Origin of the sequence: Cognatundibacterium crateris, assembly GCF_010078235.1 — a bacterium.
Classification (GTDB): domain Bacteria; phylum Pseudomonadota; class Gammaproteobacteria; order Burkholderiales; family Burkholderiaceae_D; genus Undibacterium; species Undibacterium crateris.
The window spans coordinates 121,512-147,795 of record NZ_JAABOS010000004.1; the positions used below are offsets into that span (position 1 = coordinate 121,512).

The 26,284-nt window shown below is 52.1% G+C and carries 23 protein-coding genes; 8 read left to right on the forward strand and 15 right to left on the reverse strand.

Translation table 11 applies throughout. From position 1 onward, the window contains the following. Window positions 1–59: 59 nt before the first annotated feature. Window positions 60–1,091, reverse strand: coding sequence for an acyltransferase family protein (locus tag EYB48_RS08990; protein WP_162020015.1), 1,032 nt, complete (start codon window positions 1,089–1,091; stop codon window positions 60–62). 216 nt (window positions 1,092–1,307) lie between these two features. On the opposite strand from EYB48_RS08990, the gene EYB48_RS08995 reads away from it, so the two are divergent. Further along, a complete protein-coding gene (locus tag EYB48_RS08995; protein WP_162020016.1) occupies window positions 1,308–2,993 on the forward strand; it encodes a long-chain-fatty-acid--CoA ligase in 1,686 nt (561 codons plus the stop codon). 134 nt (window positions 2,994–3,127) lie between these two features. Here the strand turns inward: EYB48_RS08995 and EYB48_RS09000 are convergent, their stop codons facing one another. Together EYB48_RS09000 and EYB48_RS09005 are read right to left on the reverse strand one after the other, a co-directional pair. After that, window positions 3,128–3,547 (reverse strand): nuclear transport factor 2 family protein, encoded by a 420-nt coding sequence (locus EYB48_RS09000; protein WP_162020017.1) that lies wholly within the window; start codon window positions 3,545–3,547, stop codon window positions 3,128–3,130. A 182-nt stretch (window positions 3,548–3,729) separates the two neighbouring features. Next, window positions 3,730–4,593, reverse strand: a complete 864-nt coding sequence (locus EYB48_RS09005) for an MBL fold metallo-hydrolase (protein WP_162020018.1) — start codon at window positions 4,591–4,593, stop codon at window positions 3,730–3,732. 188 nt (window positions 4,594–4,781) lie between these two features. Here EYB48_RS09005 and EYB48_RS09010 point away from each other — a divergent pair, with 188 nt between their 5' ends. After that, window positions 4,782–5,672, forward strand: coding sequence for a LysR family transcriptional regulator (locus tag EYB48_RS09010; protein ID WP_162020019.1), 891 nt, complete (start codon window positions 4,782–4,784; stop codon window positions 5,670–5,672). 71 nt (window positions 5,673–5,743) lie between these two features. Next, on the forward strand, window positions 5,744–6,643 hold the full coding sequence (gene bla / locus EYB48_RS09015) for a class A beta-lactamase (RefSeq protein ID WP_162020020.1): 900 nt from the start codon (window positions 5,744–5,746) through the stop codon (window positions 6,641–6,643). 165 nt (window positions 6,644–6,808) lie between these two features. On the opposite strand, the gene EYB48_RS09020 is transcribed toward bla, so the two are convergent. The 11 genes from EYB48_RS09020 to EYB48_RS09070 all read right to left on the reverse strand — a co-directional run bounded on the left by EYB48_RS09020 (window position 6,809) and on the right by EYB48_RS09070 (window position 18,014). Beyond that, window positions 6,809–8,209 (reverse strand): Fic family protein, encoded by a 1,401-nt coding sequence (locus EYB48_RS09020; RefSeq protein WP_162020021.1) that lies wholly within the window; start codon window positions 8,207–8,209, stop codon window positions 6,809–6,811. A gap of 791 nt (window positions 8,210–9,000) precedes the next feature. Then, window positions 9,001–10,467, reverse strand: coding sequence for a ribonuclease G (gene rng / locus EYB48_RS09025; protein ID WP_162020022.1), 1,467 nt, complete (start codon window positions 10,465–10,467; stop codon window positions 9,001–9,003). Continuing rightward, window positions 10,464–11,096 carry a Maf family protein gene (locus EYB48_RS09030; RefSeq protein WP_162020023.1) on the reverse strand — a complete coding sequence of 211 codons (633 nt, stop codon included), beginning with the start codon at window positions 11,094–11,096 and terminating at the stop codon, window positions 10,464–10,466. The genes rng and EYB48_RS09030 overlap by 4 nt, the downstream gene beginning before the upstream one ends. 129 nt (window positions 11,097–11,225) lie before the next feature. Further along, complete coding sequence (locus tag EYB48_RS09035) at window positions 11,226–12,539, reverse strand: alpha/beta hydrolase (RefSeq protein ID WP_162020024.1); 1,314 nt, start codon at window positions 12,537–12,539, stop codon at window positions 11,226–11,228. 177 nt (window positions 12,540–12,716) lie between these two features. Further along, complete coding sequence (rlmH, locus tag EYB48_RS09040) at window positions 12,717–13,187, reverse strand: 23S rRNA (pseudouridine(1915)-N(3))-methyltransferase RlmH (RefSeq protein WP_162020025.1); 471 nt, start codon at window positions 13,185–13,187, stop codon at window positions 12,717–12,719. Between the two features lie 101 nt (window positions 13,188–13,288). After that, window positions 13,289–13,957 (reverse strand): ribosome silencing factor, encoded by a 669-nt coding sequence (rsfS, locus tag EYB48_RS09045; RefSeq protein WP_162020026.1) that lies wholly within the window; start codon window positions 13,955–13,957, stop codon window positions 13,289–13,291. A 4-nt stretch (window positions 13,958–13,961) separates the two neighbouring features. Next, on the reverse strand, window positions 13,962–14,630 hold the full coding sequence (gene nadD, locus EYB48_RS09050) for a nicotinate (nicotinamide) nucleotide adenylyltransferase (RefSeq protein ID WP_162020027.1): 669 nt from the start codon (window positions 14,628–14,630) through the stop codon (window positions 13,962–13,964). Beyond that, window positions 14,621–15,532, reverse strand: coding sequence for an oxygen-dependent coproporphyrinogen oxidase (gene hemF / locus EYB48_RS09055; RefSeq protein ID WP_162020028.1), 912 nt, complete (start codon window positions 15,530–15,532; stop codon window positions 14,621–14,623). Before hemF ends, nadD begins: the two co-directional genes overlap by 10 nt. A gap of 107 nt (window positions 15,533–15,639) precedes the next feature. Further along, window positions 15,640–16,914, reverse strand: a complete 1,275-nt coding sequence (purD, locus tag EYB48_RS09060) for a phosphoribosylamine--glycine ligase (RefSeq protein WP_162020029.1) — start codon at window positions 16,912–16,914, stop codon at window positions 15,640–15,642. Window position 16,915: 1 nt separating this feature from the next. Beyond that, the gene (locus tag EYB48_RS09065; protein ID WP_162020030.1) at window positions 16,916–17,641 is read right to left on the reverse strand and encodes a YebC/PmpR family DNA-binding transcriptional regulator; all 726 of its coding nucleotides are present in this window, start codon (window positions 17,639–17,641) and stop codon (window positions 16,916–16,918) included. Beyond that, entirely contained in the window at window positions 17,628–18,014 is a 387-nt protein-coding gene (locus tag EYB48_RS09070) for a hypothetical protein (RefSeq protein ID WP_162020031.1), read from the reverse strand. Before EYB48_RS09070 ends, EYB48_RS09065 begins: the two co-directional genes overlap by 14 nt. A gap of 84 nt (window positions 18,015–18,098) precedes the next feature. On the opposite strand from EYB48_RS09070, the gene EYB48_RS09075 reads away from it, so the two are divergent. From EYB48_RS09075 to EYB48_RS09085, 4 genes are all read left to right on the forward strand, one after another. Then, on the forward strand, window positions 18,099–19,016 hold the full coding sequence (locus EYB48_RS09075) for a DMT family transporter (RefSeq protein ID WP_162020032.1): 918 nt from the start codon (window positions 18,099–18,101) through the stop codon (window positions 19,014–19,016). A gap of 11 nt (window positions 19,017–19,027) precedes the next feature. Then, window positions 19,028–20,002, forward strand: coding sequence for a quinone oxidoreductase family protein (locus EYB48_RS09080; RefSeq protein WP_162020033.1), 975 nt, complete (start codon window positions 19,028–19,030; stop codon window positions 20,000–20,002). Window positions 20,003–20,094: 92 nt separating this feature from the next. Further along, window positions 20,095–20,226, forward strand: coding sequence for a hypothetical protein (locus tag EYB48_RS19375; protein ID WP_268895141.1), 132 nt, complete (start codon window positions 20,095–20,097; stop codon window positions 20,224–20,226). A gap of 105 nt (window positions 20,227–20,331) precedes the next feature. Then, the gene (locus tag EYB48_RS09085) at window positions 20,332–22,473 is read left to right on the forward strand and encodes a DUF1631 family protein (protein ID WP_162020034.1); all 2,142 of its coding nucleotides are present in this window, start codon (window positions 20,332–20,334) and stop codon (window positions 22,471–22,473) included. 55 nt (window positions 22,474–22,528) lie between these two features. Here EYB48_RS09085 and EYB48_RS09090 read toward each other — a convergent pair whose 3' ends face one another. Further along, window positions 22,529–23,152 (reverse strand): DUF4136 domain-containing protein, encoded by a 624-nt coding sequence (locus EYB48_RS09090; protein WP_162020035.1) that lies wholly within the window; start codon window positions 23,150–23,152, stop codon window positions 22,529–22,531. A 435-nt stretch (window positions 23,153–23,587) separates the two neighbouring features. Here EYB48_RS09090 and pepN point away from each other — a divergent pair, with 435 nt between their 5' ends. Continuing rightward, complete coding sequence (gene pepN, locus EYB48_RS09095) at window positions 23,588–26,266, forward strand: aminopeptidase N (RefSeq protein WP_162020036.1); 2,679 nt, start codon at window positions 23,588–23,590, stop codon at window positions 26,264–26,266. Window positions 26,267–26,284 lie beyond the last annotated feature (18 nt).

The following is a 26,284-nucleotide window of genomic DNA, read 5'->3' on the forward strand; positions in this document are numbered from 1 at the left end:
GGTGACAATAGCTAATGCATGCGGCGCATCGCGATGCGCCCTACTTGCTGCGCTAAGACTCAGCGCGGCGCAGTAAACAGCAAACCAATCCACTGAAATCCTTGCCGTTCGCGCAGGCGATAAAACAGTACCGGTAACAGCACTGCAAACAGGCAGCCGAGTAGCAGGTGTAACTGGGCGGACTGCAGGTGGAACACTTTTTTGAGCACGATGCGTATGCCGCTGCCGCTCAGAATATGCATCAGGTAGATGGGCATGGAGTAGCTGCCGCATAGCAGCAGTGCTTGTGTGAGATGCCCACGCAGGCCGGCTTGGTGGCGTTCCAACAGCATGGAGGCGCTGATCACCAGCAGTATGCCGCTCAGACTGAGTGGCAGTTTCAGCCAGTGGTTGCTGTCATGATGCAGGCCTAGCTGGCTGTGATAAATCCAGGCCAGCGTACTAAAACTGAGTCCGCTGATCAGCAGCGCGCTGTGCGCATGTTGCCGGAATGTGGAGCGGTATTGCTGAAACAGCGTGCCTGCGAGGAAGAACAGTAAAAAGGAGGAGACAAAATCCAGCGGGAATAATAATTGCCATTGGTTTTGCACCCACCAGGCCGCCAGAGCGAGTAGCAAGCAGGCTTTCAAGCGGGTCGGGTGGCGCTGTAATAACAGCACCGCCACCACAAACACGATGAACAGCACATACAGAAACCAGAATTGCGCGCGCGGTTGCCAGAACAGGCGCAGCACATCCGCCATGCTGGTCTGGCTGGTGGTATAGCGCGACAGGAATACTTCTACGCTACCCTGCAGCAGTGACCAGACCAGATAAGGATAAATCAGGGTATCAAGCTTGCTGCGGATCAGGCCGCCAGCGCCGTATTTTTGTAGCGAGCTCAGTAAGTACAGCCCGGACAGCCAGAAAAACAGCGGCATGTGAAAGTCATAGATCAGATTATCGATCAGCCGGAACCAGCCTGCATCCATGCCTAAGTCTGCATTGAACACACCACGCGCCACATGGCCATACACCACCAGCAGTATGCCTATGCCTTTGGCGATATCTGTCCAATGGTCACGCGCTGTGCGTAGTTCGGTGTCTTGCATGTTCGTTCAGAGTTGGATGCGGGAGCCGGGCATTGTATAGGATGGGGCAAAGATTTCCAGAAATAAAGTTTGCGGATGTGAAATTGTTGCATTTAAGTAAAAGGAAGTGAGGTAGCCAAATAAAATTAAGGTAAATTGTGCTTGTGACTAAGTAAAATCTAGCGAAACATAGCGTAAGCAAGCTAAGCCTGACCCAATAAAAAAACGGAGACCACTATGCAACAATCTAAACCTTGGCTGTCCTCGTATCCAGCCGGTGTACCAGACGAGATCGATCCTGGTCAGTACGCATCGTTGACGGCCTTACTGGAAGAGTCATTTCAACGCTATGCGACCCGCGACGCTTACCTGTGCATGGGACAAAGGCTCAGCTATCGTGACCTGAATTTATATTCCGCCCGCATTGGTGCCTGGCTGCAAAGTCGTGGGCTGGCACCCGGTGCGCGGGTGGCAGTGATGATGCCCAACGTGCTGCATTATCCAGTGTGCGTTGCTGGCATACTGCGTGCCGGTTATACCGTGGTGAATGTGAATCCGCTGTACACGCCGCGCGAACTCGAGCATCAGCTCAGCGATTCCGGTGCGGAAGCCATCGTGATACTGGAGAATTTTGCGCATACGCTGGAAAAAGTCCTGAGCAAAGTCGCTGTGCGCCACATCGTGCTTGCCAGTATGGGCGATCTGCATCCTGGACTGAAAGGACATCTGCTGAATTTTGTGGTCAGGCACGTCAAGAAAATGGTGCCTGCATTTCAGTTAGCTGGCGCAGTCAGTTTTAAACGGGTACAGAAAGAGGGCACGGGCCTGCATTTGCTCAAGCCCTTGCAAACGCATGAGGACATCGCCTTCCTGCAATATACGGGCGGTACCACCGGTTTATCCAAAGGTGCAGTGCTCACGCATCGGAATGTGATTGCCAATATCTTGCAGAATGATGCCTGGTCGCAGCCCGCATTACAGAGCCTGCCTGCAGACCGGCCCTGGATCACAGTGTGCGCGCTGCCGCTGTATCACATCCTGGCGCTGAATGCCTGCATGATGATGGGCGCGCGTTGGGGTGCGATGAATATCCTGATTCCGAATCCGCGTGATATCGGGGGCTTTCTGAAAGTGCTGAGCAAGCACAAGGTGAATTTCTTCCCTGGTGTGAATACCCTGTTTAACGCCATGCTGAATCATGCTGACATCAAACAGGTGGATTTTTCTGAACTACAGATCACGCTCGGTGGTGGCATGGCAGTACAGCAAAGCGTGAGTGAACGCTGGCAAAAACTGACGGGCAAACCTATCCTCGAAGGTTATGGCTTGTCCGAGACTTCGCCTACCGCCACGCTGACACCACCGGATGCAAAGCAGTTTTCCGGCACCATAGGCTTGCCGGTGCCATCGACCGAGGTGGCGATACTGGATGACGCTGGCCAGCCGGTCGCGCCTGGTACGCCGGGTGAAATTGCTATCCGTGGTCCGCAAGTCATGCGTGGTTACTGGAACCGTGCCGATGAAACGGCTAAAGTGATGACGGCCGATGGCTATTTCCGTTCCGGCGATATCGGCACTATGGATGAGCGTGGATTTGTGCGCATCGTGGACCGTAAAAAAGACATGATCCTGGTGTCCGGTTTCAATGTCTATCCGAATGAGGTGGAGGCGGTGGTGGCGGCCCATCCCGGCGTGCTTGAATGTGCATGCGTCGGTGTGCCGGATGCGGCTTCCGGCGAAGCGGTGAAATTATTTGTGGTGAAAAAAGACCCTGCGCTTACAGTCGATGTGTTGATGGACTATTGCAAAGAGCAAATGACCGCTTATAAAAAACCGAAGTACATAGAATTCCGCAGCGAGCTGCCGAAGACCAATGTCGGTAAAATCCTGCGCCGCGAATTAAGGGATGAACATAAGGGCTGAGCACCGGCCCCGGTAGTGCAGCACCTTATCAACGCAATATCAACACAAAATCAGCACAAAAAACAAAACGCACTGCGGAGTATGCAGTGCGTTTTTTTGTATAGTACGGCGTCAGGCTGAACGCGTTTTCATACTTACTTCATCGCGCGCCATACCATTGCGCTGTCGACGATTTGTTCGAAGGCGCTGATGCGGCCATCTCGCAAGGTCCACAAATGCGCGACGCGGGCGCTGAAGGGCAGTCCGGTTTTCAGATAGATGCCGCTATAAGTGCCAATCGCAACCACCTGGTCTTGATTAGCAAAATAATGCTCTATCGTGACGCGGTAATCCTGCCATTCGCTACCCAGACGTGCGAACACATGCTGCTGTATCTCATCCCAGCCAATATAGGTACCGGCATAAGGGAAACCGGCGGCTTCAGTCCAGCGTATGTCGCTGGTGACCGCTTCGCGCAGACGCTGCGCATTTTCTGCCGCATTGCTTCCTTCGTAAGTGCTGCGTACCAGCGCCAGATGTTGTGCGGTTTGTTGTGCATTCGTTGAGGTATTCATAGCTAGCTTTTCAGTCGTGCTTAACTTTTTTGGAATAGCGAAATGAGAGCAACTGGGAAGCAGCCTCCCGGATGATGCTTGGGGGGCTGCTGTGTTCGTGTTAATTGCAACTAGCGCTGCCGTTGCAATTGCCAGTCAAACGTGTACGAACTGATGTCGCTGAAGTTTGACTGCTTCCTTTGTTACCACTTCATTTCACCTTTAGTGACCTTAGCACCGATATCCAGCGACAGTGCGCCATCTGCATCCGGATAAGCTTGCTGCATCTGGCGAATCAGCTCCGCGCTGTTGGCCGATTTCGCCGCAAATTGCTCAAACTTTTGCAAGTAGGTTTTGGTGTAGCCGATGGCACTTGCATCTAAAGCGCTGCCTGCACGCATGTGGCCAGGCACGACCAGTGCCGGTTTCAGAGCCTGCATCTCATCGAGCTGGGCAATCCATGCCTGACGCTCCGCCGCAGTCTGGGTATCGGCGGTCCACACATGCAAATTGTTGACGACTGCGATATCACCTACCACGGCGCGGATAGATGGTACCCACAGATATGGACGGTGCGCGAGCAGGCCTTCGGTACCGCGGATTTCTATGGTCTTTCCATCCAGCGTCAAAGTGTTTGCTGTGTAGGCAACTGGCAGCACAGGTTTGACTGGTGCATTCACACCCATTTTCGGACCCCAGAAAGCGACTTTAGCAGCGACTTTAGAGGTCAGCTTTTCTAATACCGCTGGCGTTGCCAATACCTGAGCCTGAGGGAAGTATTGTTTCAGCGTTTCCACACCAAAGTAGTAATCCGGATCTGCCTGGCTCACGAAAATCACTTTCAGTTCCTTGCCGCTGTCGAGCACATTGGCTGCGATACGCAGCGCGTCGGCACGGGTGAAACCGGCATCGATCACCATCGCTTCTTTTTCACCGGTGATCAGGGTGGAGTTGACATTGAAGCTCTTGGCATCGGCGTTATACACACGCACTTGCAAAGCCTGTTCAGCCTGAGCAGCGTTGACGGTAAGGGCGATGGTGGCGGCGATCAGAGTCTGACGTAACATGGTAGGTTTCCTTTTTCAGTAAGAGGATGCAGCGTTTGTTGAGTGTTTGCTTAATGTGTGATGAGTGTTCGGGATATTCGTTTTTTGAAACTGAAGCCAGTGTATATCTGCCTTCCTGCGCGATAAATCCCTTAAAATGGGCATGATTGTTTCAAAAAACGTGCGAATTCAAACCAGCAGAGGACAGCATGGACAGACTGACGGCGATGCAGGTATTTACCGAGGTAGCGGCCAGTGGCAGTTTCAGCGCCACTGCGGACAAGCTCGATATGTCACGTGCGATGGTCACACGCTATGTGGAAGAGTTAGAGGAGTGGCTGGATGCGCGCCTGTTACAAAGAACCACAAGGCGGGTAAGCCTGACTGATGCGGGCGAGTGTTGCCTCGCACGCAGCCAGCAAATGCTGGCGATGATGCAGGATTTGCAGCAAGAGACAGGTATGCGCGGTGGAGAGCTGCATGGCCAATTGCGTCTGACGTCCAGCGTTTCGTTCGCTTATGCGCAGCTAGCGACAGCGGTCAGCGCCTTCCTGCAATTACATCCGCGTTTGCAGATCGATCTGAGTCTGGGCGATGGTGCCTTGAATCTGGTGGAGTCGCGCATCGATCTGGCGATCCGTATCAGCAGCGATCCTGATCCCATGCTGATCGCACGTCCGCTGGCACAATGTGATTCGATGCTGGTTGCGAGTCCGGCGTATTTGCAGCAAATGGGTACGCCCTTGCATCCTGAGGACTTGTTGCAGCATCGCTGTCTGTGTCACAGCAATTTCGCCAAATCACCATGGCATTTCAGTCAGGGCGAACAGCATCTTGCGTTCAGTATCAGCAGCCGTTTCACAGCCAATGATGCCACCACGCTGATGCAGGCGGCACTGGCCGACGCCGGTATCGTCATGTTGCCCACTTATCTGGTCAGCCAACAACTCAAAGACGGCCGCTTGCAGCAAATACTGCCGCAATGGCAATTACCCAGTTTTACCATCAGCGCACTTTATCCTTCGCGCCGTCATCTGTCACCGGCAGTGCGTGCGCTGCTGGATTTTCTGGTGCAGCGTTTTGCGAATACACAGTGGTGATCATGGATGGGAACCAAATCCTGCACCCTGACTCCAAGCTGCAGTGAGTAAAAAGAATGTGGTAGCTAAGTATGAATATGAATGCACAACGTCGCCAGCTGTTGGGCTGGCTGGCAGCTGCGCCGCTGGGACTGACCCTGCCAGCCTGGGCAGTGAATGATTCTCCGCTGATGGCTAGTCGTCAGGAGTTAGCCAGGCTGGAAAAGAGTTTTTCGGGATCGATAGGGGTGTATCTGCTGGACCCGCATACGCGACGTCACTTCAGTTATCAGGGCGAAAAGCGCTTTGCATTTTGCAGTACGTTTAAAGCCTTGCTGGGTGCCGCGATTTTGCATAAAAGCAGTCAGGATGGGGATTTGCTGGAGCGTGAAATTACGCTTAACAGCAGCGATTTCGTCACGTATTCACCGGTCACAGAAAAGCATAAAGATGGAAGTATGCGCATCGCCGATTTATGTGCGGCGACCATACAAACCAGCGATAACACAGCTGCCAATGCCTTGCTGCGCGAGCTGGGTGGCCCGGCGGCGCTCACCGCTTACATGCGCAGCATCGGCGACAACGCGTTCCGGCTGGATCGCTGGGAAACAGAACTCAACAGCGCGCTGCCTGGCGATTTACGCGATACCTCGACGCCGTCTGCGATGGCCAACAGCCTGCATAAACTGGTGCTCGGCAATGCACTGGCTGAACCGCAAAAACACATGCTCAAGGAATGGCTGATAGGGAATACCACTGGCAATACCCGCATCCGCGCGGGACTGCCGCAGGGCTGGCTCGTTGGTGATAAGACCGGTACTGGTGATTACGGCAGCGCCCATGATATCGCGGTAGTCTGGCCGCCATCACGCGCACCGTTTGTACTTGCGATTTACACCTGCCGTAAGAAAAAAGACAGCGAAGCGCGCAGCGATATCATCGCCGAAGTGACACGGGTATTAGTGCAACAATGGCTGCTGAAGCAGGGCTGAGTGCCAGGCAGCTGGCTTGATACGGAATAGTGCACATTGCTGCCTCGGTACAGATCGCATCGTTATCTTTCGCGTTAAGCTCCTGTAGTTATAGCAATAGGTCTAGTGTTGCTCGTATTGACGCCCTTAGCGTTGCTGGAATCAACACAATGGGAAAAGCATGGGTCAATCGTGTTTTGCATGTTTTTCCTGCCACGCAGCAAACTCCAAAGGTCTGATACCAAAGCGAACAGCATTTCCCGTATGTAGTGTCTTGAATTCTGCAAGCGCCAATTCGATGAAATGATCTTTGTCAGCATCCGTCACCGTAGCGGGTGTTCTGGAACGCACCGTTGCGTCAGTGGCGGCCTCATCACCGCGAATAATCGCAGCAACAACTTCTGTCAATACCTGCCGATAACGTAGCCGAAAAATATCTGGCGGCACAAGATTCTGTTTCACGGCGACATACTGCTGGCAAGAGCGTTCATAAGCCCAGACGAAAACATCGCGCAGAAGTTCGATGCGGTTTAACTCAACCACACCAATCATGGCGTCTACATAGGCCTGTTGCGGTACGTCGATGAAAGACAGCGGACACAGGTTGTGACGGATGAAGGGGATATTCGCAGCAAGTCGAGATACCCTTTTGTTTACGTCTTCAAAGGGTTGCAGGTAGGGCAGATGCACCATCAGGAAGAACGCTTGCTCGAATGGATCGTGAATTTCTGCCGCCATTTGGATGACGATGCCAAATAATTCTTCAAGTCGCTGCGGCAAGGCAACGGGTAAATACACGCTGCCCCCGATCTCCACCGCGCGGCTACGGATACGTCCGCAAGCCGACGGATCGGCCATCAGGCCATCAGACAGGAATGCGTGCAGCGCAATGATGGTGTCCCTGGTCAGGTTCGCATGTTCAGGATCCCGCACCAAGTATTCGATGGCATCCTTGTGATTCAGGATCATCTGGGTTTCCAGTGCATCCTTACCTTCGGCAGCCTGGCCGAACTCGATCAGCCGTTCCGTATCGAGTCGGCTGTAGGTGTTGCCTTCAAGTTGAGAAGATGCCCAGGACAGGTCGATTAACAAGCGATTCAGAATGTCACGTGCAAAGGTACCAGCAGGTGTTTGGTCCGCAGGTGAGCGCCCCAGCGTGTGTAGCTGATCGCGCAGACTTTGGGGTAAATACGCGGTTTGATTGGGGTGATACTGCTCAAGAAATTCCAGCTTGTAGCCGACTGGGGAACGTAACTGACGAGGTTGGCGCACATAAGCTTTAATCTCAGCACCTTCAGGTGACGTAGGTACGTAAACTTCGGACGATGCCTGATCCTTAGCATTTGCTTGCGCTTGGACTGATGCGTTGACGATTCGCGGTGTGCGGAGGTAGCGTAATGCACGGCTTTCTCCGCTGGTTTGGATGCGGCCTTGCCCTATGAGTAGCGCCAGCCTTCGCTGCAAGGTGCGCCGCGGTATATTATCGCTGATGGCTTGTAAGATTGCATCTATGCCAATACCTTCATGGTGTGAGGAAATCAGTTCGACGAGTTGGTCTAACTCTTGAGGCAGGATTGATTTTGGCATTTTCTTCTCTGCTTATTGCTGGCGTAACCATTATCGCGCCAAATAAAGTGGCGCGCAAATGAGTTTGTGTCACTTTGTGTGCCAAATAGATGTCGCGAAAAGCATTTTTGTGCGCTCCCTTGTTCCTTTCCATACGTACTAAAACTAAACGGCGTTTCATTTACGAGGACATAAGGATGTGTATCTGCATCGTTTGAGAATGGGCACTTACTGTGAACAGAGTTCGGCTTTGACTTTGGTTCGCTGAGAATCTTCGAGAATTGGCCGCTTCAATGGAAAACGCCATAAGCCAGCGTTTTTCTGTTACGGTATCCGGTGACCGTCAAAAAAGGGAAGTTCTGGATTTAACCAAGCACTCAGGTAAAAGCGGCTGAGACAACTGCCATCCAGGTCAACTCTAATACTTTGATTGTCTATTACACTGACGAGATGAATGGCAATTTGCAGGTCTTCAGGCTCGTTTAACTGTTCCCCGAATGTCTCTGGGGATTCAGAGTTCAAGCGAAGAAACAAGTATGCTCAATCATCCGGCTCAAGATGTACTTCCCGGCCTTCCAGCGCAAAGAGGTTTGTTTTCTGGCGCGAGCGCACGTGTCACTTCTTGAGCTATCTGCTTGAGGTCACTTTAAGTCATTGTCATTTTTCTGACGGCAATTGCGATTTTTTTACTTTCGCACTTTTGTCTAAAACGGTCTATAGACTCCGCTTATAAAATAGGTGGCTAGCTATGTAGCTAGCCACCTTTTCCGACTAAAAAATATTTTATAAGTATTTGAATTTAAAAAAAATCATCACATCAATATGATGTCGTACTGTTCCTGATGGAACATGGTTTCGACTTGCAGAGAAATCGGCTTGCCGATGAAGTCACCCAGCATGGCCAGGTGTTGCGATTCTTCTTCCAGGAACATATCGACCACCACTTGCGAGGCCATGATACGGAATTCCTTGGGATTGAATTGCTTGGCTTCGCGCAGCAGTTCACGCAGAATTTCATAGCAGATGGTGCGCGCGGTTTTGACCTGACCCTTACCGCTGCAGGCCGGACAGGTTTCGCATAGCACATGAGCCAGCGATTCGCGCGTGCGCTTACGTGTGACTTCGACCAGGCCCAGTGCTGAAAATCCGGAGACTGACAGTTTGGTGCGGTCACGTGACAAGGCCTTATTCAGCTCTGCCAGAACGGCGCTGCGGTGTTCCTCATTCTCCATATCGATCAGATCGAGAATGATGATGCCGCCCAGATTACGCAGTCTGAGCTGGCGAGCAATCGCATGCGCAGCTTCCAGATTGGTTTTGAAGATGGTGTCATCGAAATTGCGGCCTGCGACAAAACTGCCGGTATTCACGTCTATGGTGGTCATTGCTTCGGTCTGATCGACGATCAGATAGCCACCTGATTTCAGATCAACGCGGCGACCCAGCGCGCGTTCAATTTCCTCTTCCACACCATACAGATCAAACAGCGGACGTTCACCGGTGTAGTGCTGCAACTTCGGTAGTACTGAGGGCATGTAGTGCTGAGCAAATTCCAGCAGCATCTGATAATTTTCGCGTGAATCAACCTGGATATTGCTGGTTTCTTCATTCACGAAATCACGCAATACACGCTGCGCCAGATTCAGATCCTGATACAGCAGGGTGGTCGGTGGCTGGGTTTTGGCCAGCTGGGTGATGGTAGACCAGGTACGGCGCAGGTAATCAACGTCGGCTTTCAGATCTTCATCCGATGCGTCTTCCGCCATGGTGCGCACGATGAAGCCACCTTTTTCATCGGCTTGCTGCAGGCTCTGCACTTTGCTGCGCAGGGCTTCGCGTTCTGCTTCATTTTCAATTTTTTGAGAAATGCCGATGTGGGTATCCTGCGGTAAAAATACCAGCATGCGGCCTGCGATAGAAATCTGGGTCGACAGGCGTGCTCCCTTGGTACCGATAGGGTCTTTGATGACTTGCACAGTGATGGCCTGACCATCGTACAACAGCTTTTCTATCGGGGTCGGTCCTTGCGCATTACTACCTTCCGGCGCTCTGGCATCCCAGATATCGGCCACATGCAGAAATGCGGCACGTTCCAGACCGATGTCAATAAATGCGGATTGCATGCCAGGGAGCACACGCACGACTTTGCCCAGATAGACATTGCCGACCAGTCCGCGCGACAAGGTACGTTCGATATGCAATTCCTGTACTGCACCCTGAAAAATCAAGGCGACCCGGGTTTCCTGCGGGGTGATGTTGATGAGGAGGTTTTCGCTCATAATGGCCTGTCTGTGGTGTTGCGAACGCCAGCTGCTTCTAGCAACTGACAGGTTTCGAAAATGGGTAAGCCCATAATGCCAGAATAACTGCCGCGTATGTTTGCTATATAGCGTGCCGCTGCGCCTTGTATGCCATACCCACCAGCTTTGTCATACGGTTCGCTGGTGTCGCAATAGGCTGCGATCTCAGCCTGACTCATGGCTGCAAAGCTGACTTCCGAACATTGTGTGACGGTGTGTAGTCCCTGTTCTGAACGCACTGCGATACTGGTCAAGACCTGATGGGTTTGTCCTGCTAACTGAGTCAACATGGCAATCGCCTCATCACGATTGGCTGGTTTGCCCAGAATCTGCTCACCCAGCACCACCGTGGTGTCCGCCGCCAGCACAGGTCGTTGCGGCAGGCCGCGTAACTGCATGACTTTCCATGCCATTTCAGCTTTTTCCTGCGTTACACGTGCTACATAGGCTTGCGGTTTTTCGCCGGGCAAAACGATTTCGGTCACATCCGGTCCACGTGGCGGGGCGTCGCGTAGCAGCAGAACTTCATAGGCGATGCCGACTTGCTGCAGTAATTCTTTGCGGCGCGGGCTTTTAGAGGCGAGATAAATTTTTTCTTGGTGAGACATAAGAATTCCTGTGACAAAATCTGGTCTGGCGAATAGGGTGAATTTTATAAGTAAGAATGCATGCGGTGTACTGGAAAATGGAGGCGAGCAAGCACCTATATGGGATTTCGGTATGGCTCGAAATCTTCCTCAGTGCTGGTCTTCATTGCGTTTCCACTTCAACGTGTCTACGAATTGCCCTAATTCCGTGCTGATGCGTTTTCTATCATCTGGGGATTTGAAGATAAAGAAGTGGCCGCCTTGTTCGAAGCTGATCAGCCGGTTTGGTACGCCCAATGCAGTCAATTGTTGCGTCATTGCCTGTGCATCCGGATAGGCGCACATTTCATCGTCTTTCGCATGGAAAAAAATCTGCGGCGGAACATGCGTATTCAGCATGTGCAGCGGGGATAGTTGTCTGGTGTTTTGTCTGGCCGCCACCACGCTGTTATACCAGCTGTCTTTAGATGGGTCGAAGCATCCTGCAATATAGGCCGCCGCACTGACTTTATTCGAGTTTAATACCGCCATTTGAGCGGCCAGCGATGCTCCGCTGGAAAATCCACCAACCATCAGTTGTTGTGGGGCGATGTTCAATTCTTTTGCATGTTCTATGGCCCAGTCGATGATCTTATGGGCATCTGCCAGCGCATCTAAGGGAGTACCATCAAATCTCTGCGAGGTGCGATACTCAGCTTGTATCACTACAAAACCCTGTTCTCTTAAACTACGGCACAGGACTGGACAATAACTCCAGTGACCTGTGCTCCAGGAACCACCGTGAAACCAGATGAAAACGGGAGACGTGTCGTTTTTCCGGGATGTTGGGAAAACATGCAATTGCAGGTCGACCCCTTCGACCTGCTGATAGACGAAACGCAAATGATCGTCTGGTGGCGTAAGCTCCCGCGCTAAGGCCGCCCGGAATATTTGGATCTGTTGCTTATCCGCTTCAAAACGCTCCAGTGTATCTATCTGCGGACCGGTGTTTTTTGCTCCATTTTCATCAATATGTTCCTTGAGTAATCGGGTCATGAGTATGCGTTTTACTTCCCGATTACTGATTGTGCGCTCTATGAGTACAAAATACGCGCGTAACCAACGGTTATCACCCTGTTTGAATTCAGCCTCTGTTTTAATGATTTGCCCACCCTGATCGTGTAACCAGGCCTGGATCAGTTCTAAGTATTGGACAGATTGCAGCTTATCCGCCTCATTGAAGGGAATACTAAGGATGGCAGTCTTTTTTGGTGTCCATTCGGGGGTGACAGGTTCACCGGTTTCACGTTGATGAAAATACGGATAATTGATGAAACCGCTGGCCCATTGCCATCGTATGCGCTGTTTTTCTTTTTCTTTAACTTCAGATGCAGGTAGGGATGCTAATTGATCGTCCTGTATTTTGCGGCGTGCATTCCATTTGGCGACAAACTGATCCGGCTTTTCACGCACGAGCTGCATCATTCCGGACAGACTCAGATCCGCTTCTTTAGAAGCTGATTCAACAGATCCACATACTTGAAACGATATGAAGAGCAGGGCCAGGCAAGCAAAAAGATGTTTATATAAATGGAGTTTCATGGTGCTGCCTACCTCAAGTGATCTGCTGCGAACCTGTGTTAACCGGGCCAGAGTGTCGATTTATACCCGGTGATAAGGATGATTTTGCGTGATAGACCAGGCACGGTACAGTTGTTCAGCCAGCAAAACACGTACCATGCCATGTGGCAGGGTCAGGCTGGAAATGCGCACCAGGGTATCGGCTTTGGCTTTAAATTCGGCATCCAGTCCATCTGCACCACCGATCACGAATACCACATCGCGCCCGTCTTGCTGCCATTGCGTCAGTTGCTGCGACAGTGCCACGCTGGTCCAGTCTTTACCGCGTTCATCCAGCGCAATCACACGTGCATTTTTGGGGATGACGGCTTCGATCTTGGCCTTTTCCAGTGCCATCACGGTTTCTGCGGTTTTACTGCCTGAGCGTTCCACCGGTTTGATTTCTTTCAGATGGATACGGCATTCCGGCGGCATGCGCTTGGCATATTCCTGAAAACCGGTTTCTATCCAGTCCGGCATTTTGTGGCCTACGGCCGCGATTATCAATTGCATAGCACTTTTGCGTGAGAGATCACTGACAAACAAATGGCTGCCCAAGGCAGCCATTGTCGGAGTTTGCGAGGCAGGCAAGTGCCGCCTCACAGCAGCGCAGCTTATTCAGCCGCTTTTTTGCGTGGACGCTTGGCTGCCGCTTCTTTGGCAGAAGCAGTTGCTGTTTTTGTCGCCGCCACTTTGACGCGTGCACCGGTTGGTACTTTAGCAGCCTTAGGCGCAGCAGTTTTACGTGCTGGCTTAGCTTCGGCATCAGCCGCTTTGACGGTACGTGGCTTGCGCGTCTTTTTAGGTTCGTCATCCAGCGTAGTCTGGATCGCCATCATGTCATGTGTGACTTCTACCGGAGCAGCTTTAGCAGCAGTTTTACGTGGTGCGCGCTTAGGCTTGTCTTCAGCATCTTCGCTGACTTTCTTGGTGGTGCGTTTAGCAGCGCCCAGTTTGACTGGTTTGTCGCCCCAGATTTCTTCCAGACGGTAGTAGGCGCGGATCGCTGGCTGCATGATGTGAACGACCATGTCGCCCAGATCAACCAGTACCCATTCACCGGTGGCTTCGCCTTCTACGCTGACGATTTCGCCGCCGGCTTCTTTGACTTTATCGCGTACCGACGCTGCCAACGCCTTAGTCTGGCGGTTAGACGTACCGGAAGCGATCAGAACGCGGTCAAACAGGCTGGTCAGATGAACGGTGTCAAACAGTTGTATGTCCTGCGCTTTAACATCTTCCAGGGCATCAACGGCGAGGGCTTGTAATTTTTTAATATCCATTTTTTCAGTAAATTGAATGTTGTTGTATGTAGTCTAGCACCTTGTGAGGAACTAGTGATCTCATTGTCGGGTTATGCTGATGTAATCCTGCGCGCAGTTGGGTCGCTGACACATCCACCGCCAGTTCCGGCTCCAGAAAACTCCCGCCACACGGGGTGTTCTGTATGGTGAGTGCACTGCTCGCCCTGCGTCTCCATTCCTGTGCTACTTCCGGTGCGGCTATCTCCAGGCTGAATCCGGGGCGGGCTGCCGCACACAGATGGGCCAGGTCAAACAGTTCGCGCCACTGCCGCCAGGTATGTAAGTTCTGCAGCTGATCTGCACCCATCGCAAAGCTGATGGATGCCTGGCTGCCTGATTCCTGCCGCAAAGCACGCAGCGTGTCTACGGTGTAATTGACCTGCTGCTGCTTCGCTCTCTGGATTTCCTGTTCGTCGATCATGACCGGACAGAGTGTCCATGTTTCAAAAGCCAGTTTCAGCATACTGACTCTTTGCTCCGATGTAGCCGTCAGAGCGTTTTTTTGCCACGGCTGTCCCGCCGGGATAATTCTTAACTGGTGTGGCCTGAGTTGCAGACACAGGCTGTGTGCGAGCGCCAGATGACCGGCATGTACCGGATCAAAACTGCCGCCTAACACCAGCAGACGCGGTCCGCTTTGATTTATACCCATTCCCTGTGCGCCAGAAAATGGGTGCTCAGTTGTTCTTCCGGACTACCTGCTTCCGGCGTCCAGTTGTAGCGCCATTTAACGATAGGTGGCATCGACATCAGTATCGATTCTGTGCGTCCGCCCGATTGCAGGCCAAAATGCGTACCGCGGTCAAACACCAGATTGAATTCCACATAACGGCCACGGCGATAAGCCTGGAAGTCACGCTCCCGTTCACCATAGGCGAGTCCGCAGCGCTTTTCAAGTATAGGGCGATAGGCCGGGATGAAAGCATCACCGACACTGCGCGTCATTGCAAAGCTTTGTTCAAAATCGAGCTGGTTAAAATCATCAAAAAAGATACCGCCTACGCCACGCGCTTCTTTGCGGTGTTTCAGATAAAAATACTCATCACACCATTTTTTGAAGCGTGCATGCAGATCATCACCAAACGGTGTCAGTGAGGTTTTGCAGGTCTGGTGAAAATGACGCGCATCGTCTTCAAAACCGTAATACGGCGTCAGATCCATACCGCCTCCGAACCACCAGACTGCTTCCTTGCCCTCTGCATGTGTCGTGAAGAAGCGTACATTCATGTGTACCGTTGGCGCATAGGGATTGCGCGGATGCAGTACCAGTGAAACGCCCATCGCTTCCCATTTGCGGCCTGCCAGTTCCGGACGGCTGGCCGCAGCGGATGGCGGCAGGTTATTGCCCATCACATGTGAAAAATTGACACCGCCACGCTCAAATACCTGGCCTTCTTCGATCACGCGTGAAATACCGCCGCCGCCTTCCGGGCGTTCCCAGCTATCGGTGAGAAAAGCCTTGCCATCAGCGGCCTCCAGTGCCTGTACGATGTTAGCCTGTAAGGACAAGAAGTAAGACTTGACTGCCTGCGTATCTGTCATCGTATCCTTCATCAGAATGCCTTGATTGTGCCTTGGTAATGCCTGGGTTATAAAGCAAGACGGGCTGGACTGCGTCCAACCCATCCAGTTGAGTCACGGAGTACACACTCCGTCACGTATCAGTGTTTGCGGTTCAGTGCGCGCCAGCCTATATCGCGGCGATATTGTGCGCCATCAAAATGAATTTTTTCGACAACATCGTAGGCGTGTTTCTGCGCCAGTTTGACGGTGTCGCCCAGACCCACCACACATAATACGCGACCTCCGCTGCTGAGCAGGGTTTTATCGTTCAGGCTGGTGCCGGCATGGAAAGTCACGCTATCTGCGGTTTCCGGCGGAATGCCACTGATCACATCGCCTTTACGTGGCGCATCCGGATAACCAGCTGCTGCCATCACCACACCCATCGCAGTGCGGCGATCCCATTCCAGTTCCACGCTGTCCAGTGTGCCATTGACTGCATGTTCCATCACCTGCACCAGATCGGTTTTCAGGCGCGCCATGATAGGCTGGGTTTCAGGATCGCCCATGCGGCAATTGAATTCCAGCGTCTTAGGGTTACCCTGATCATCGATCATCAGGCCAGCATACAGAAAGCCGGTGAATATGATGCCGTCTTTGGCCATACCTTGTACCGTAGGCACGATGATTTCGCGCATCACGCGTGCATGCAATTGCGGGGTCACGATAGGGGCCGGGGAATAGGCGCCCATGCCACCGGTATTCGGACCTGCATCCTGATCGAGCAAACGCTTGTGATCCTGGCTGGTGGCCAGTGGCAGGATGTTTTTGCCATCTACCATCACGATAAAGCTGGCTTCTTCGCCAGCCAGGAATTCTTCGATCACGACGCGTGCACCGGCATCGCCGAGCTTATTATCGGACAGCATCATGTCGACCGCGGCATGTGCTTCATGCAAATCCATCGCAACCACCACACCTTTGCCGGCGGCCAGACCATCGGCCTTAATCACGATAGGTGCACCTTTGGCATCGATGTAGGCATGCGCTGCCTGCAAATCAGAAAAGGTCTGGTATTCGGCAGTTGGGATATGGTGGCGCTGCATAAAGGACTTAGCGAAATCCTTAGAGCTTTCCAGTTGTGCGGCTTCTTTGCTCGGGCCAAAAATTTTCAGGCCACGGGCACGGAAAATATTCACGATACCTGCTGCCAGCGGCACTTCCGGGCCAACCACGGTCAGCGCGATATGTTCCTGTTCAGCGAAATCTGCCAATGCTGCCGGATCGCTGATGGCAATGTTTTTGAGGCGGGCATCACTCGCTGTGCCGCCATTGCCCGGCGCAACAAAAATAGTTTGTACCCGCTCAGATTGAGCAAGTTTCCAGGCAAGAGCGTGTTCGCGGCCACCTGAGCCGACAACCAGAATTTTCATATTATTCTTCAATGATGGCGTTGGTATAAACTTCCTGTACGTCGTCCAGATTTTCCAGCGCGTCGATCAGTTTTTGCATTTTGATCGCATCGTCGCCGGCGAATACGGTTTCTGTGCTCGGTTTCATGGTGACTTCCGCCACTTCGGGTTTGAAACCAGCGCCTTCCAGCGTGGAACGTATGTCAGACAGGCTGAAGGGTGCACAAATGACTTCGATACCGCCTTCTTCATCGGTAATCACATCATCGGCACCGGCTTCCAGCGCGGCTTCCATCAGTGCATCTTCATTTGTGCCCGGTGCAAACAGCATTTGTCCGCAATGCGTAAACAAAAATGCGACCGAACCCTCAGTGCCCATATTGCCACCAAATTTATTGAAGGCATGACGTACTTCCGCTACGGTACGTACCCGGTTGTCTGTCATACAGTCGACGATGATCGCTGCGCCGCCTATGCCGTAACCCTCGTAACGTACTTCTTCGTAATTAGCGCCTTCCAGTGTGCCAGCGCCGCGCTGAATTGCACGCGAGACGTTTTCTTTCGGCATATTGGCGTCGGCCGCTTTTTCAACAGCGAGACGCAGACGTGGGTTGGAGTCGACATCCTCGCCACCCATTCTGGCAGCAACGGTAATTTCCTTAATCAGACGGGTCCAGATTTTGCCGCGTTTTGCATCGGTCGCAGCTTTTTTATGCTTGATGTTGGCCCATTTACTATGTCCTGCCATGATCGCTCTTTCCTGAATCGGCATTTGCACACGCAAAGGTGGCTGATTTGCCTGGCTTTTTAGATATTGAAGGGCAACATTCTACCATATCGCCCTGAGAGAACATTTCCAAATCCGGTGTGAAGAGAAGAAAAGTTGATGAATTACAAAGCTGAAGGCCAAGACTTTTCGGGATCAGGGATGCTTGTGTATCAACCCTGCCATGACAAATTAAAGTACGCGGCCATAAAGTTCCCTTTAAATCGCCATCATTCGCAGGTAAATTGTAAGTAAATGTACATTTGCTGACACTTTGTTGTAAGGACTTGCGCTGTATTGTTTTCCTTGCATATGTAAGAAGTGCTTGTGATTTTTTACCATTCCATTTGCGCATTTTCGGTGGCTGTCAATTATCGGCAGGTCTTTGTTTGCAAAAGGCAATTAGCTTGTTTTCAGGTAAGGATAGATAGCGCTTACAATGTCTGTCATGAAGACTTCATCTCAACTCATTGTTTCTAGACGGAATTATTTGTCCGGCCTTGCGATGGCAACGGCAGGTGCCATCCTGTTTTCCGCGAAAGCAATTGTTGCAAAACTCTTGTACCGCTACCAGTTGGATGCTGTTACCTTAATCGCTTTCCGCATGGCATTTTCATTGCCGGTGTTTGCCGTGATTGCGATGATGCAGATGCGTCAGCCTTTGCGGCTCAGTACGGGTGAAAAATGGCGTTTGCTGCTGGTGGGGCTGACCGGTTATTACCTGTCCTCCTTCCTGGATTTTCTGGGCTTGCAATATATCAGCGCCGGGCTGGAACGTTTGATCTTGTTTTTGACACCTAGTTTTGTGCTGTTTTTCTCAATGATTTTGTACCAGCGTAAGGTAACGAAGCTGGAACTGGGCGCCTTATTGCTCAGTTATTCAGGCATTGTGCTGGTGTTTTTGCATGATTTGCATTGGGGCGCAGACAATGTGGTTTTGGGGGCGGCCTTGGTACTTGGCGCTGCTGTTTCGTATGCCGCTTACCTGATGCAGTCGGGACAATTGCTGGCACGCCTGGGTACTTTGCGGCTGGTGTCCTATGCCATGTGTATCGCAAGTGTTGCATGCATTACACAATGTCTGGCGATCCGGCCAATTTCCGTGTGGAATCAACCTGATACTGTGATTTATCTGTCATTGTTCAATGCTTTGTTTTGCACGGTGTTCCCCGTATTTCTGACGATGATGGCTATCAAGCGTATAGGTGCGGCAACTGCCTCTCAGGCTGGCATGATAGGTCCGGTATCGACCTTGTTTCTGGGCGCCTGGTTGCTGGCTGAACCGGTCACCGGCTGGCAATTACTGGGAACGGCACTGGTACTGAGTGGCATGTATTTGTTATCGACTAAAAAATAAGGGAGGTCGTGATGGTGAAGGCAATCCGTATGTACCGTACCGGTGGTCCGGAAGTGATGGAGTACGAGGACGTGGAGCTGGGTACGCCGGGACCGGGAGAAATTCTGGTGCGCCATCATGCCTGTGGTTTAAATTTTATTGATGTGTATTTCCGCACCGGCTTGTATCCGCAGGAATTACCAGCCGGATTAGGTATGGAAGCAGCCGGCGTGATTGAACAGTTAGGTCCGGATGTACATGGTTTGCAGGTGGGCGACCGGGTAGCTTATGCAGCGCGTCCGAATGGTGCCTATGCCGAAGCGCGTGTTATGCCCGCCGCCCATGTGGTCAGACTGCCGGAAGGGATCAGTTTTGAGACCGCAGCAGCCATGATGTTGCAGGGACTGACCGTGCAGTATCTGTTTCACCGTACTTTCCATTTGCAAGGCGGTGAAACCATCCTGTTCCATGCTGCCGCCGGTGGTGTTGGCCTGATCGCCTGCCAGTGGGCGCGTGCAATCGGCGTGCAAATGATAGGGACGGTCGGTTCCGATGAAAAAGCGGAACTGGCCAAAGCCCATGGTTGCACCCATGTGATTAATTACAATAAAGAGAATTTTGTGGACCGAGTCAGGGAAATAACGGATGGCAAAGGCGTACCCGTTGTTTATGATTCCATCGGTCAGCAGACATTTAAAGGATCGCTGGATTGTCTGTCGCCGTTGGGCATGATGGTTAGCTTTGGTAATGCCTCGGGACCGGTGCCGGATTTTTCTCTGTCCGAGCTTGCATCACGTGGTTCCCTGTTCATTACCCGACCCAGCCTGCTGCATTACACCGCACGGCGTGCGGATCTTGAACATATGGCGGCACAGCTGTTTTCTATGGTTCAGGGCGGCAAAATCAAGGTCGATGTACGGCAGCGCTATGCCCTGGCAGATGTGGCGCAGGCGCACCGCGAACTTGAAGCCAGGAAAACCACAGGCTCCAGTCTGATCATACCGTGACGGGAACCTGACATGTACTGCCTGTTTCCCCCGGGTTGCCCCGCATTGTTCCGGGTTTCCGGAATATCCAGCTTAATCAGAGAGGAGTTGTGATGGCCGAGCCGCATTTTGAAGATGATGAGGAAGAGAAGCCCCAGTTTGGACGTTTGCTGATAGTCTTGTTCCTGGCTGTGTTGACAGTCGTGGCAATTACCGTCGCATCCGAAGCATTTTATTCGCGCTGACCGGAGTCAGTCTGGTCCCGGTCATGGCCAGCTGTGGGGCAAGTCCTTCAGTGCAGGCCAGGTAGCGCAGACCGTGCAGTACAGAGCACACTATGAATTCAATTTATGGACACCATTCCTTTACATATCGCCAAAAAAAATGAGTTTTCTAACTCCAGCCGCTTGCTGCTGTTGCAAAGCCTGGTACCTGTGGCGACCAATTTGGTGTCATCCCAGCTGGAGGCTTTTGCCTCCCGCCTGACACAGGCGCTGTTTAAAGTGTCAGATCAGAATGTACGTCCTGATGAGGCAGCTAACAGCTTCCAGACTTATCAGCAGCTCAAGCGCAATCACACCAGTTTTTACCGTATCGTTGCTTCGCAGATTAATGCCGCGCTGGCCAAAGAAGTCAGCGTGGTCAATACCCGAAAAAAATTCAAAGAGGCGGGCGAGGCGCAGGATATTTCGCTGGTGACTTTTGAAGAGATGGAGAATAAGGTATTGACCACCAATCTGGCGAAAGCATTGGAAGTCAATAATGCCGATCATCTTGTGGCGCTGAACATCCGTATTGGCCATGTGCTGCGACGCACGCCTATCAGCGTCTCGCAAAATCCGTTCCGGCCGGAAGTGTTTATTTCCGCATTTCTGCAAGCCTGGCAAGAATTCGACAGTAATAAGGAGAGTCAGCATCTGGTACTGCGCCTGCTGCAACCGGAGATTTTCCTGCAACTGGCCAATGTGTATCAGGGGCTGAATGAGGCTTTCATAGAGCGTGGTGTACTGGTCGATATTGATGAGGCTAAGCGCGAAAGTAAAAAACGCGGACGTTTTAGCCGGCGTGAAGACATGGAGTCCAGTGATCCTTACCTGGAAAATAAACTCAGGAATATTTTCTCGCCTAAGCCTGGCAGTGGTGCGGCGGATCAGTCGCGGGACTTGCAGCGGCAGGGGGACTATGACCAGTCCTATGGCATGTCCGGTGCGGAGATGGTGACGATAGACCGCCAGTTTTTTGATTATCTGACCGGCTTGCAACGTCAGCAGCAAGCTGCAAGTGAGAATGGACAGGGCATCTATCTGCGTCAGCTGAGCCAGCAGGCCAGCAACACCGAGCTGACGCATATTGATCAGAATACGATAGAGCTGCTCGCGCGTATTTTCGATTATGTGTTCAATGATCCTAGCATTCCATCTGATATCAAAACCCTCATAGGGCAGTTGCAAATACCCACTTTGAAAGTGGCGTTGATGGATAAGGACTTCTTTTTTAAAGACAGTCATCCGGCCCGCGTACTGATCGATACGCTGGCGAAATCCAGCGTGCTGCTGGGCAGTGAGGCTGCGCCGGAAGATCCCTTGTATCAAATGATAGAAGGCGTGGTCGAACGCGTGCAGCAGGAATTTGATGAGCAGATTGATCTTTTTTCTGACGTGGTGGCGGACCTGGAAGCTTTTCTGAAGGAAGAGGAACAACAGGCTGATGAAGCAATTTCTGAGCCGGTCGCACTCGCTCTGAAGCAGGAAAAGATGCGGCTGGCGCGCGAGTTTGCTGAAAACGATGTGGCCATCCGGGTTGAAACCGGTGAGGTTGCCGGCTTCCTGGAAGATTTTCTGCGCAATCAGTGGATACGCATCCTGACCATCGCGCACAACGTCAAAGAAGAAAAGCCGAACGCGTTGGAAAATGCACTCAGAACGATGGATGATCTGATCTGGAGCCTGAAGCCCAAGAACAGTTCGGAAGAGCGCAAAGAACTGGTCAGCAAGCTACCCGCCATGCTGACTTTGCTCAATGCCTGGCTGAATGCCATCAAGTGGGACGAACCAGACCGCGTGTTGTTTTTCTCTAAGCTGGCCGAGCGTCATGCAGCGATTGCGCGTGCACCGCTGGAACTGTCACCGCGCCGGCAATTGGAAATTGCAGTGAATATTGCGCAACGCGCGAGTGAGAAACGCCTGAACCGGCATGTGCTGGATCATGGGGATCAGGCACCGGATGAATGGCTGCAACTGGTGGATGAGCTTGAGCGTGGTGTCTGGGTTGATTTCACCAACAGCGCCGATGTGACGACACGCTTTAAACTGGCCTGGGTTAGCCCTAAACGTACCCGTTATATCTTCACCAGCCGCCAGGGCCATGACTCATTTTCGATTTCCAGCGATGAGCTGATTACCCAGTTCCGGCATGGCGATGCCGTCATGATTTCGGCCAGCTCCATTGTGGACCGCGCGCTGGTTGAGGCTCTGCGCGATCCACCGGCCTGAGTCTCAGGCGAAAACAGGCGCAGCGGCCTGTGCCGCAAGCGCTGTTATTTCGCTGTTATTTTTTTGATGGCAGTTCGACCTGAGTCGTGCTGCCATTTTTTTGTGGAAAGCCGAGTAAAGCAGCTTCGATCAGATCGGGCATGTACAGCGAAATCTGCGGACTCAGTTGTTCGCTAGAGGCGCGGATGTCGGCCAGCTTTTTATTTGTCACCGCATCGGTGATGTTAATTTCCAGCTGATGCAGATAATAACGGCGCAGGTTCAGGTCCGAGGCGCGCAGCGGGAAGTAGGGATCGGTCGCAAAATAATAAGGGCGATAAAAATAGCCACGGCGGAAGTGCAGACTCCAGAACGGATCATACAAAGCCGGATGACCAAAGCCAGTGAATTGCACTTCACTTAGATTGCTGCCATAGACGATGGAAACTTTGACTTGTGGGATGGCTCCGGTTGCGACCGGCTGAAAACCCTTGGCATCGAGTTGTCTGCGTAATTCTTCTTCATAGAATTTGTATTCAGGATTGTTTTCCTGGGCCGGGGCGCGTTCTACGATATACGATTTACCTTGGTTGGCAGGCCATTCCTGAAAGACGCTGACCTGGCTGCTGAAGGTGGTCGCACAGGCACTTAGTATCAGCGCGGCGGCGACCAGTATGAGGGGGCGGAACAAATGTTTCATGGTTTTCTCCTGATTGCGCACATAAGGATGCACATGACTATGATAGCCTCTGACTGAATTTCGTTCCATTTCGGCTTGTAAGCTCAAGTATCTGTAAGCCAGCAGCACAGTAGCGGGGCGCTTGCTGCGCATCTGTGATCATGCGCTGTTTTTACTGAAAAACAGGGATATTTCCCAAATTTTCTTCATTTTGCTTGGTCGGAGTCAATGCAAATCGCCTTGATCAGGTCTGGTATTGGTAAAATGCAGCTCTGATCAAAGCGCTTTACTCACAGGCAGCATTCGCACCCATCACCCGGTAAGACGCCGGTACTGGACGCCGCAGACGCGCAGCACAGCCTCAAGCTGCTTAGTGCCGCCTGAAGGACTGCTCAAGTGTCATGCCTGAACGGTGGGGCTTTGCTATTCCAACTTTTTTCACGAGACAGCCAGCATATGCGTAACGATACCGCAGCGACTCCACAAGCCATTTTCCGCAAAGACTATGTTGCGCCCGGATATTGGGTCGACACCGTAGAAATGGGCTTCGATCTTGATCTTGATGCCACGCATGTGGCGACCCGCCTTACCATGCGCCGTAATCCTGACAGTGCCGAAAAAGATCTGGTTTTGTTCGGTGCCGAACTGAAGACGCTGCAATTACGCATGAATGGCGTGAATCTGAAAAAATCCGCCTACACGATAGACGGCGAAACCATGCGCATTCCCAATGCACCGGATGAAGTGGTGCTGGAAATCGAAACCCTGATCAAACCATCAAAAAATACTTCTTTGTCGGGCTTGTATGCTTCCAATGGGAATTTCATTACCCAATGTGAAGCGGAAGGTTTTCGAAAAATTACCTGGTTCCCTGACCGTCCGGATGTGATGGCCAAATACACCGTTGTTTTACGCGCCGATAAAAAGAAATTCCCTGTCTTGCTTGGTAACGGCAACCTGATCGAACAGGGTGATCTGGGTGATGGCCGTCATTTCGCCAAGTGGGAAGATCCATTCAAGAAACCGTCTTATCTGTTCGCGCTGGTGGCGGGTAGTCTGGTTTGCCAGGAAGAGAAATACAAGCTGGGCTCAGGCCGCGAAGTGTTGCTGCAGGTCTGGGTGGAGAAGGGCAATCTGGATAAAACCCAGCATGCGATGGACTCACTGAAAAACAGCATACGCTGGGATGAAGAACGCTTCGGGCTGGAGTTGGATCTGGATCGCTTTATGATCGTGGCGACCAGTGACTTCAATATGGGCGCGATGGAAAACAAGGGCCTGAATATTTTCAACACCAAGTATGTGCTGGCTAATCCAAGTATTGCAACGGATGTCGATTATGCGGGTATAGAATCTGTGGTCGGGCATGAGTACTTCCACAACTGGACTGGTAATCGCGTGACTTGCCGCGACTGGTTCCAGTTGTCGCTCAAAGAAGGTTTGACAGTATTCCGCGATCAGGAATTTTCTGCCGACCTGGTGGGCACAAGCACTGGCCGTGCGGTGAAACGTATCGAAGATGTACGTGTGCTGCGTCAGGTACAGTTCTCCGAAGATGCAGGCCCGATGGCACATCCGGTGCGTCCCGACTCCTTCGTGGAAATCAATAATTTTTATACCGTGACGATTTACGAAAAAGGGTCGGAAGTCGTACGCATGTATTACACCCTGCTCGGTCATGAGGGCTTCCGTAAAGGCATGGATCTGTATTTTGCACGTCACGATGGACAGGCAGTGGAATGTGATGATTTCCGTGCCGCGATGTCTGACGCCAATGGACGTGACCTGACTCAGTTTGAACGCTGGTACAGCCAGGCCGGTACGCCGCGTGTCGATGTGCAAACGCACTATGACGCTGCTGCACAAACCTATGAAATTACATTGAGCCAAAGCTGCCCGGCGACTCCGGGTCAGGCTGAAAAACTGCCTTTCCATATCCCGGTTGCGATGGGCTTGCTCAACAGTGCAGGTCAGGATATGCCCTTGCATTGCGAAGGTTATGAAGCACAGTCTGGTGTAAATAGCCTGGTGCTGGAACTGACCGCAGCCAGCCAGACTTTCCGCTTCACTCAGGTCACGGAACAGCCGGTTGCCTCGCTGTTGCGTAATTTCTCTGCGCCAGTCGTGCTGAATATCAGTTACAGCGATGAAGAGCTGGGCCTGCTGCTTGCGCATGACAGCGACCCATTCAACCGCTGGGAAGCGGGCCAAAGGCTGGCGACGCGCCGTCTGGTGCGTCTGACCCAAGCCGTGCAGGCCGGTGAGCCGCTGGAACTGGATAGTATGTTTATCGAAGCCCTGCGCGCCACACTGAACAATGACACACTTGATCCAGCCTTCCGCGAACTGGTGCTGACATTGCCTTCAGAAGCAATGATTGCAGAAGAATTTGAAGTGGTTGATCCTCAGGCTATCCACACTGCGCGTCAGTTTGCGCGTGCGCAGATCAGCCAGCATTTGCGGGCTGATTTGCTGTCTGCCTATGAACAACATCTGACCCCGGGTAAGTTCAGCCCGGATGCGGTGTCGATGGCGAAGCGCAGTCTGAAAAACCTGGCCTTGTCCTATCTGCTGGAATGGGTCGATGAATCCACCTTTGAACTCGCGAAAACCCAGTTCTATGATGCAGAAAATATGACAGACCGCTTGGCTGCATTGGCTGGTATCAGCAATTTCCGTGGCCAGCCTCAACAGCAGAAAGTAGCGGCTAAAGCATTGCAGCACTTCTACAAAGAATTTAAGAAGGAAGCTCTGGTGATCGACAAGTGGTTTATGCTGCAGGCGACTGCGCATACCACCGATGTGGCTAAGGTCAGAGAGCTGATGACACATAAGGCCTTCACACTGAATAATCCTAACCGTGCGCGCAGCCTCACATTTAACTTCTGCAATGCGAACCCTGCGCAATTCCATGCGGCTGATGGCAGTGGTTATGCCTTATGGGCTGAGCTGGTGATCGCGTTGAATAAGATTAATCCTCAGGTTGCAGCGCGCCTCGCACGCAGTCTGGATCGCTGGAAAAAATACCCTCTGCATTTGCAGGAAAAAATGCGTGCTGCTCTGGAAAAAGTGGCGGCTACGAAGAAGCTGTCTAAGGACGTTGCCGAGGTAGTGACTAAGGCGCTGGCCGCATAAGCTGGCGCTGCATTCTGC

What these genes read in the sequence shown, in the direction of transcription:
- EYB48_RS08990 (WP_162020015.1), bottom strand. Translation starts at nt 1,091, where the DNA reads ATGCAAGACACCGAACTACGCACAGCGCGTGACCATTGGACAGATATC.
- EYB48_RS08995 (WP_162020016.1), top strand. Translation starts at nt 1,308, where the DNA reads ATGCAACAATCTAAACCTTGGCTGTCCTCGTATCCAGCCGGTGTACCA.
- EYB48_RS09000 (WP_162020017.1), bottom strand. Translation starts at nt 3,547, where the DNA reads ATGAATACCTCAACGAATGCACAACAAACCGCACAACATCTGGCGCTG.
- EYB48_RS09005 (WP_162020018.1), bottom strand. Translation starts at nt 4,593, where the DNA reads ATGTTACGTCAGACTCTGATCGCCGCCACCATCGCCCTTACCGTCAAC.
- EYB48_RS09010 (WP_162020019.1), top strand. Translation starts at nt 4,782, where the DNA reads ATGGACAGACTGACGGCGATGCAGGTATTTACCGAGGTAGCGGCCAGT.
- bla (WP_162020020.1), top strand. Translation starts at nt 5,744, where the DNA reads ATGAATATGAATGCACAACGTCGCCAGCTGTTGGGCTGGCTGGCAGCT.
- EYB48_RS09020 (WP_162020021.1), bottom strand. Translation starts at nt 8,209, where the DNA reads ATGCCAAAATCAATCCTGCCTCAAGAGTTAGACCAACTCGTCGAACTG.
- rng (WP_162020022.1), bottom strand. Translation starts at nt 10,467, where the DNA reads ATGAGCGAAAACCTCCTCATCAACATCACCCCGCAGGAAACCCGGGTC.
- EYB48_RS09030 (WP_162020023.1), bottom strand. Translation starts at nt 11,096, where the DNA reads ATGTCTCACCAAGAAAAAATTTATCTCGCCTCTAAAAGCCCGCGCCGC.
- EYB48_RS09035 (WP_162020024.1), bottom strand. Translation starts at nt 12,539, where the DNA reads ATGATGCAGCTCGTGCGTGAAAAGCCGGATCAGTTTGTCGCCAAATGG.
- rlmH (WP_162020025.1), bottom strand. Translation starts at nt 13,187, where the DNA reads ATGCAATTGATAATCGCGGCCGTAGGCCACAAAATGCCGGACTGGATA.
- rsfS (WP_162020026.1), bottom strand. Translation starts at nt 13,957, where the DNA reads ATGGATATTAAAAAATTACAAGCCCTCGCCGTTGATGCCCTGGAAGAT.
- nadD (WP_162020027.1), bottom strand. Translation starts at nt 14,630, where the DNA reads ATGGGTATAAATCAAAGCGGACCGCGTCTGCTGGTGTTAGGCGGCAGT.
- hemF (WP_162020028.1), bottom strand. Translation starts at nt 15,532, where the DNA reads ATGAAGGATACGATGACAGATACGCAGGCAGTCAAGTCTTACTTCTTG.
- purD (WP_162020029.1), bottom strand. Translation starts at nt 16,914, where the DNA reads ATGAAAATTCTGGTTGTCGGCTCAGGTGGCCGCGAACACGCTCTTGCC.
- EYB48_RS09065 (WP_162020030.1), bottom strand. Translation starts at nt 17,641, where the DNA reads ATGGCAGGACATAGTAAATGGGCCAACATCAAGCATAAAAAAGCTGCG.
- EYB48_RS09070 (WP_162020031.1), bottom strand. Translation starts at nt 18,014, where the DNA reads ATGCGCAAATGGAATGGTAAAAAATCACAAGCACTTCTTACATATGCA.
- EYB48_RS09075 (WP_162020032.1), top strand. Translation starts at nt 18,099, where the DNA reads ATGTCTGTCATGAAGACTTCATCTCAACTCATTGTTTCTAGACGGAAT.
- EYB48_RS09080 (WP_162020033.1), top strand. Translation starts at nt 19,028, where the DNA reads ATGGTGAAGGCAATCCGTATGTACCGTACCGGTGGTCCGGAAGTGATG.
- EYB48_RS19375 (WP_268895141.1), top strand. Translation starts at nt 20,095, where the DNA reads ATGGCCGAGCCGCATTTTGAAGATGATGAGGAAGAGAAGCCCCAGTTT.
- EYB48_RS09085 (WP_162020034.1), top strand. Translation starts at nt 20,332, where the DNA reads ATGGACACCATTCCTTTACATATCGCCAAAAAAAATGAGTTTTCTAAC.
- EYB48_RS09090 (WP_162020035.1), bottom strand. Translation starts at nt 23,152, where the DNA reads ATGAAACATTTGTTCCGCCCCCTCATACTGGTCGCCGCCGCGCTGATA.
- pepN (WP_162020036.1), top strand. Translation starts at nt 23,588, where the DNA reads ATGCGTAACGATACCGCAGCGACTCCACAAGCCATTTTCCGCAAAGAC.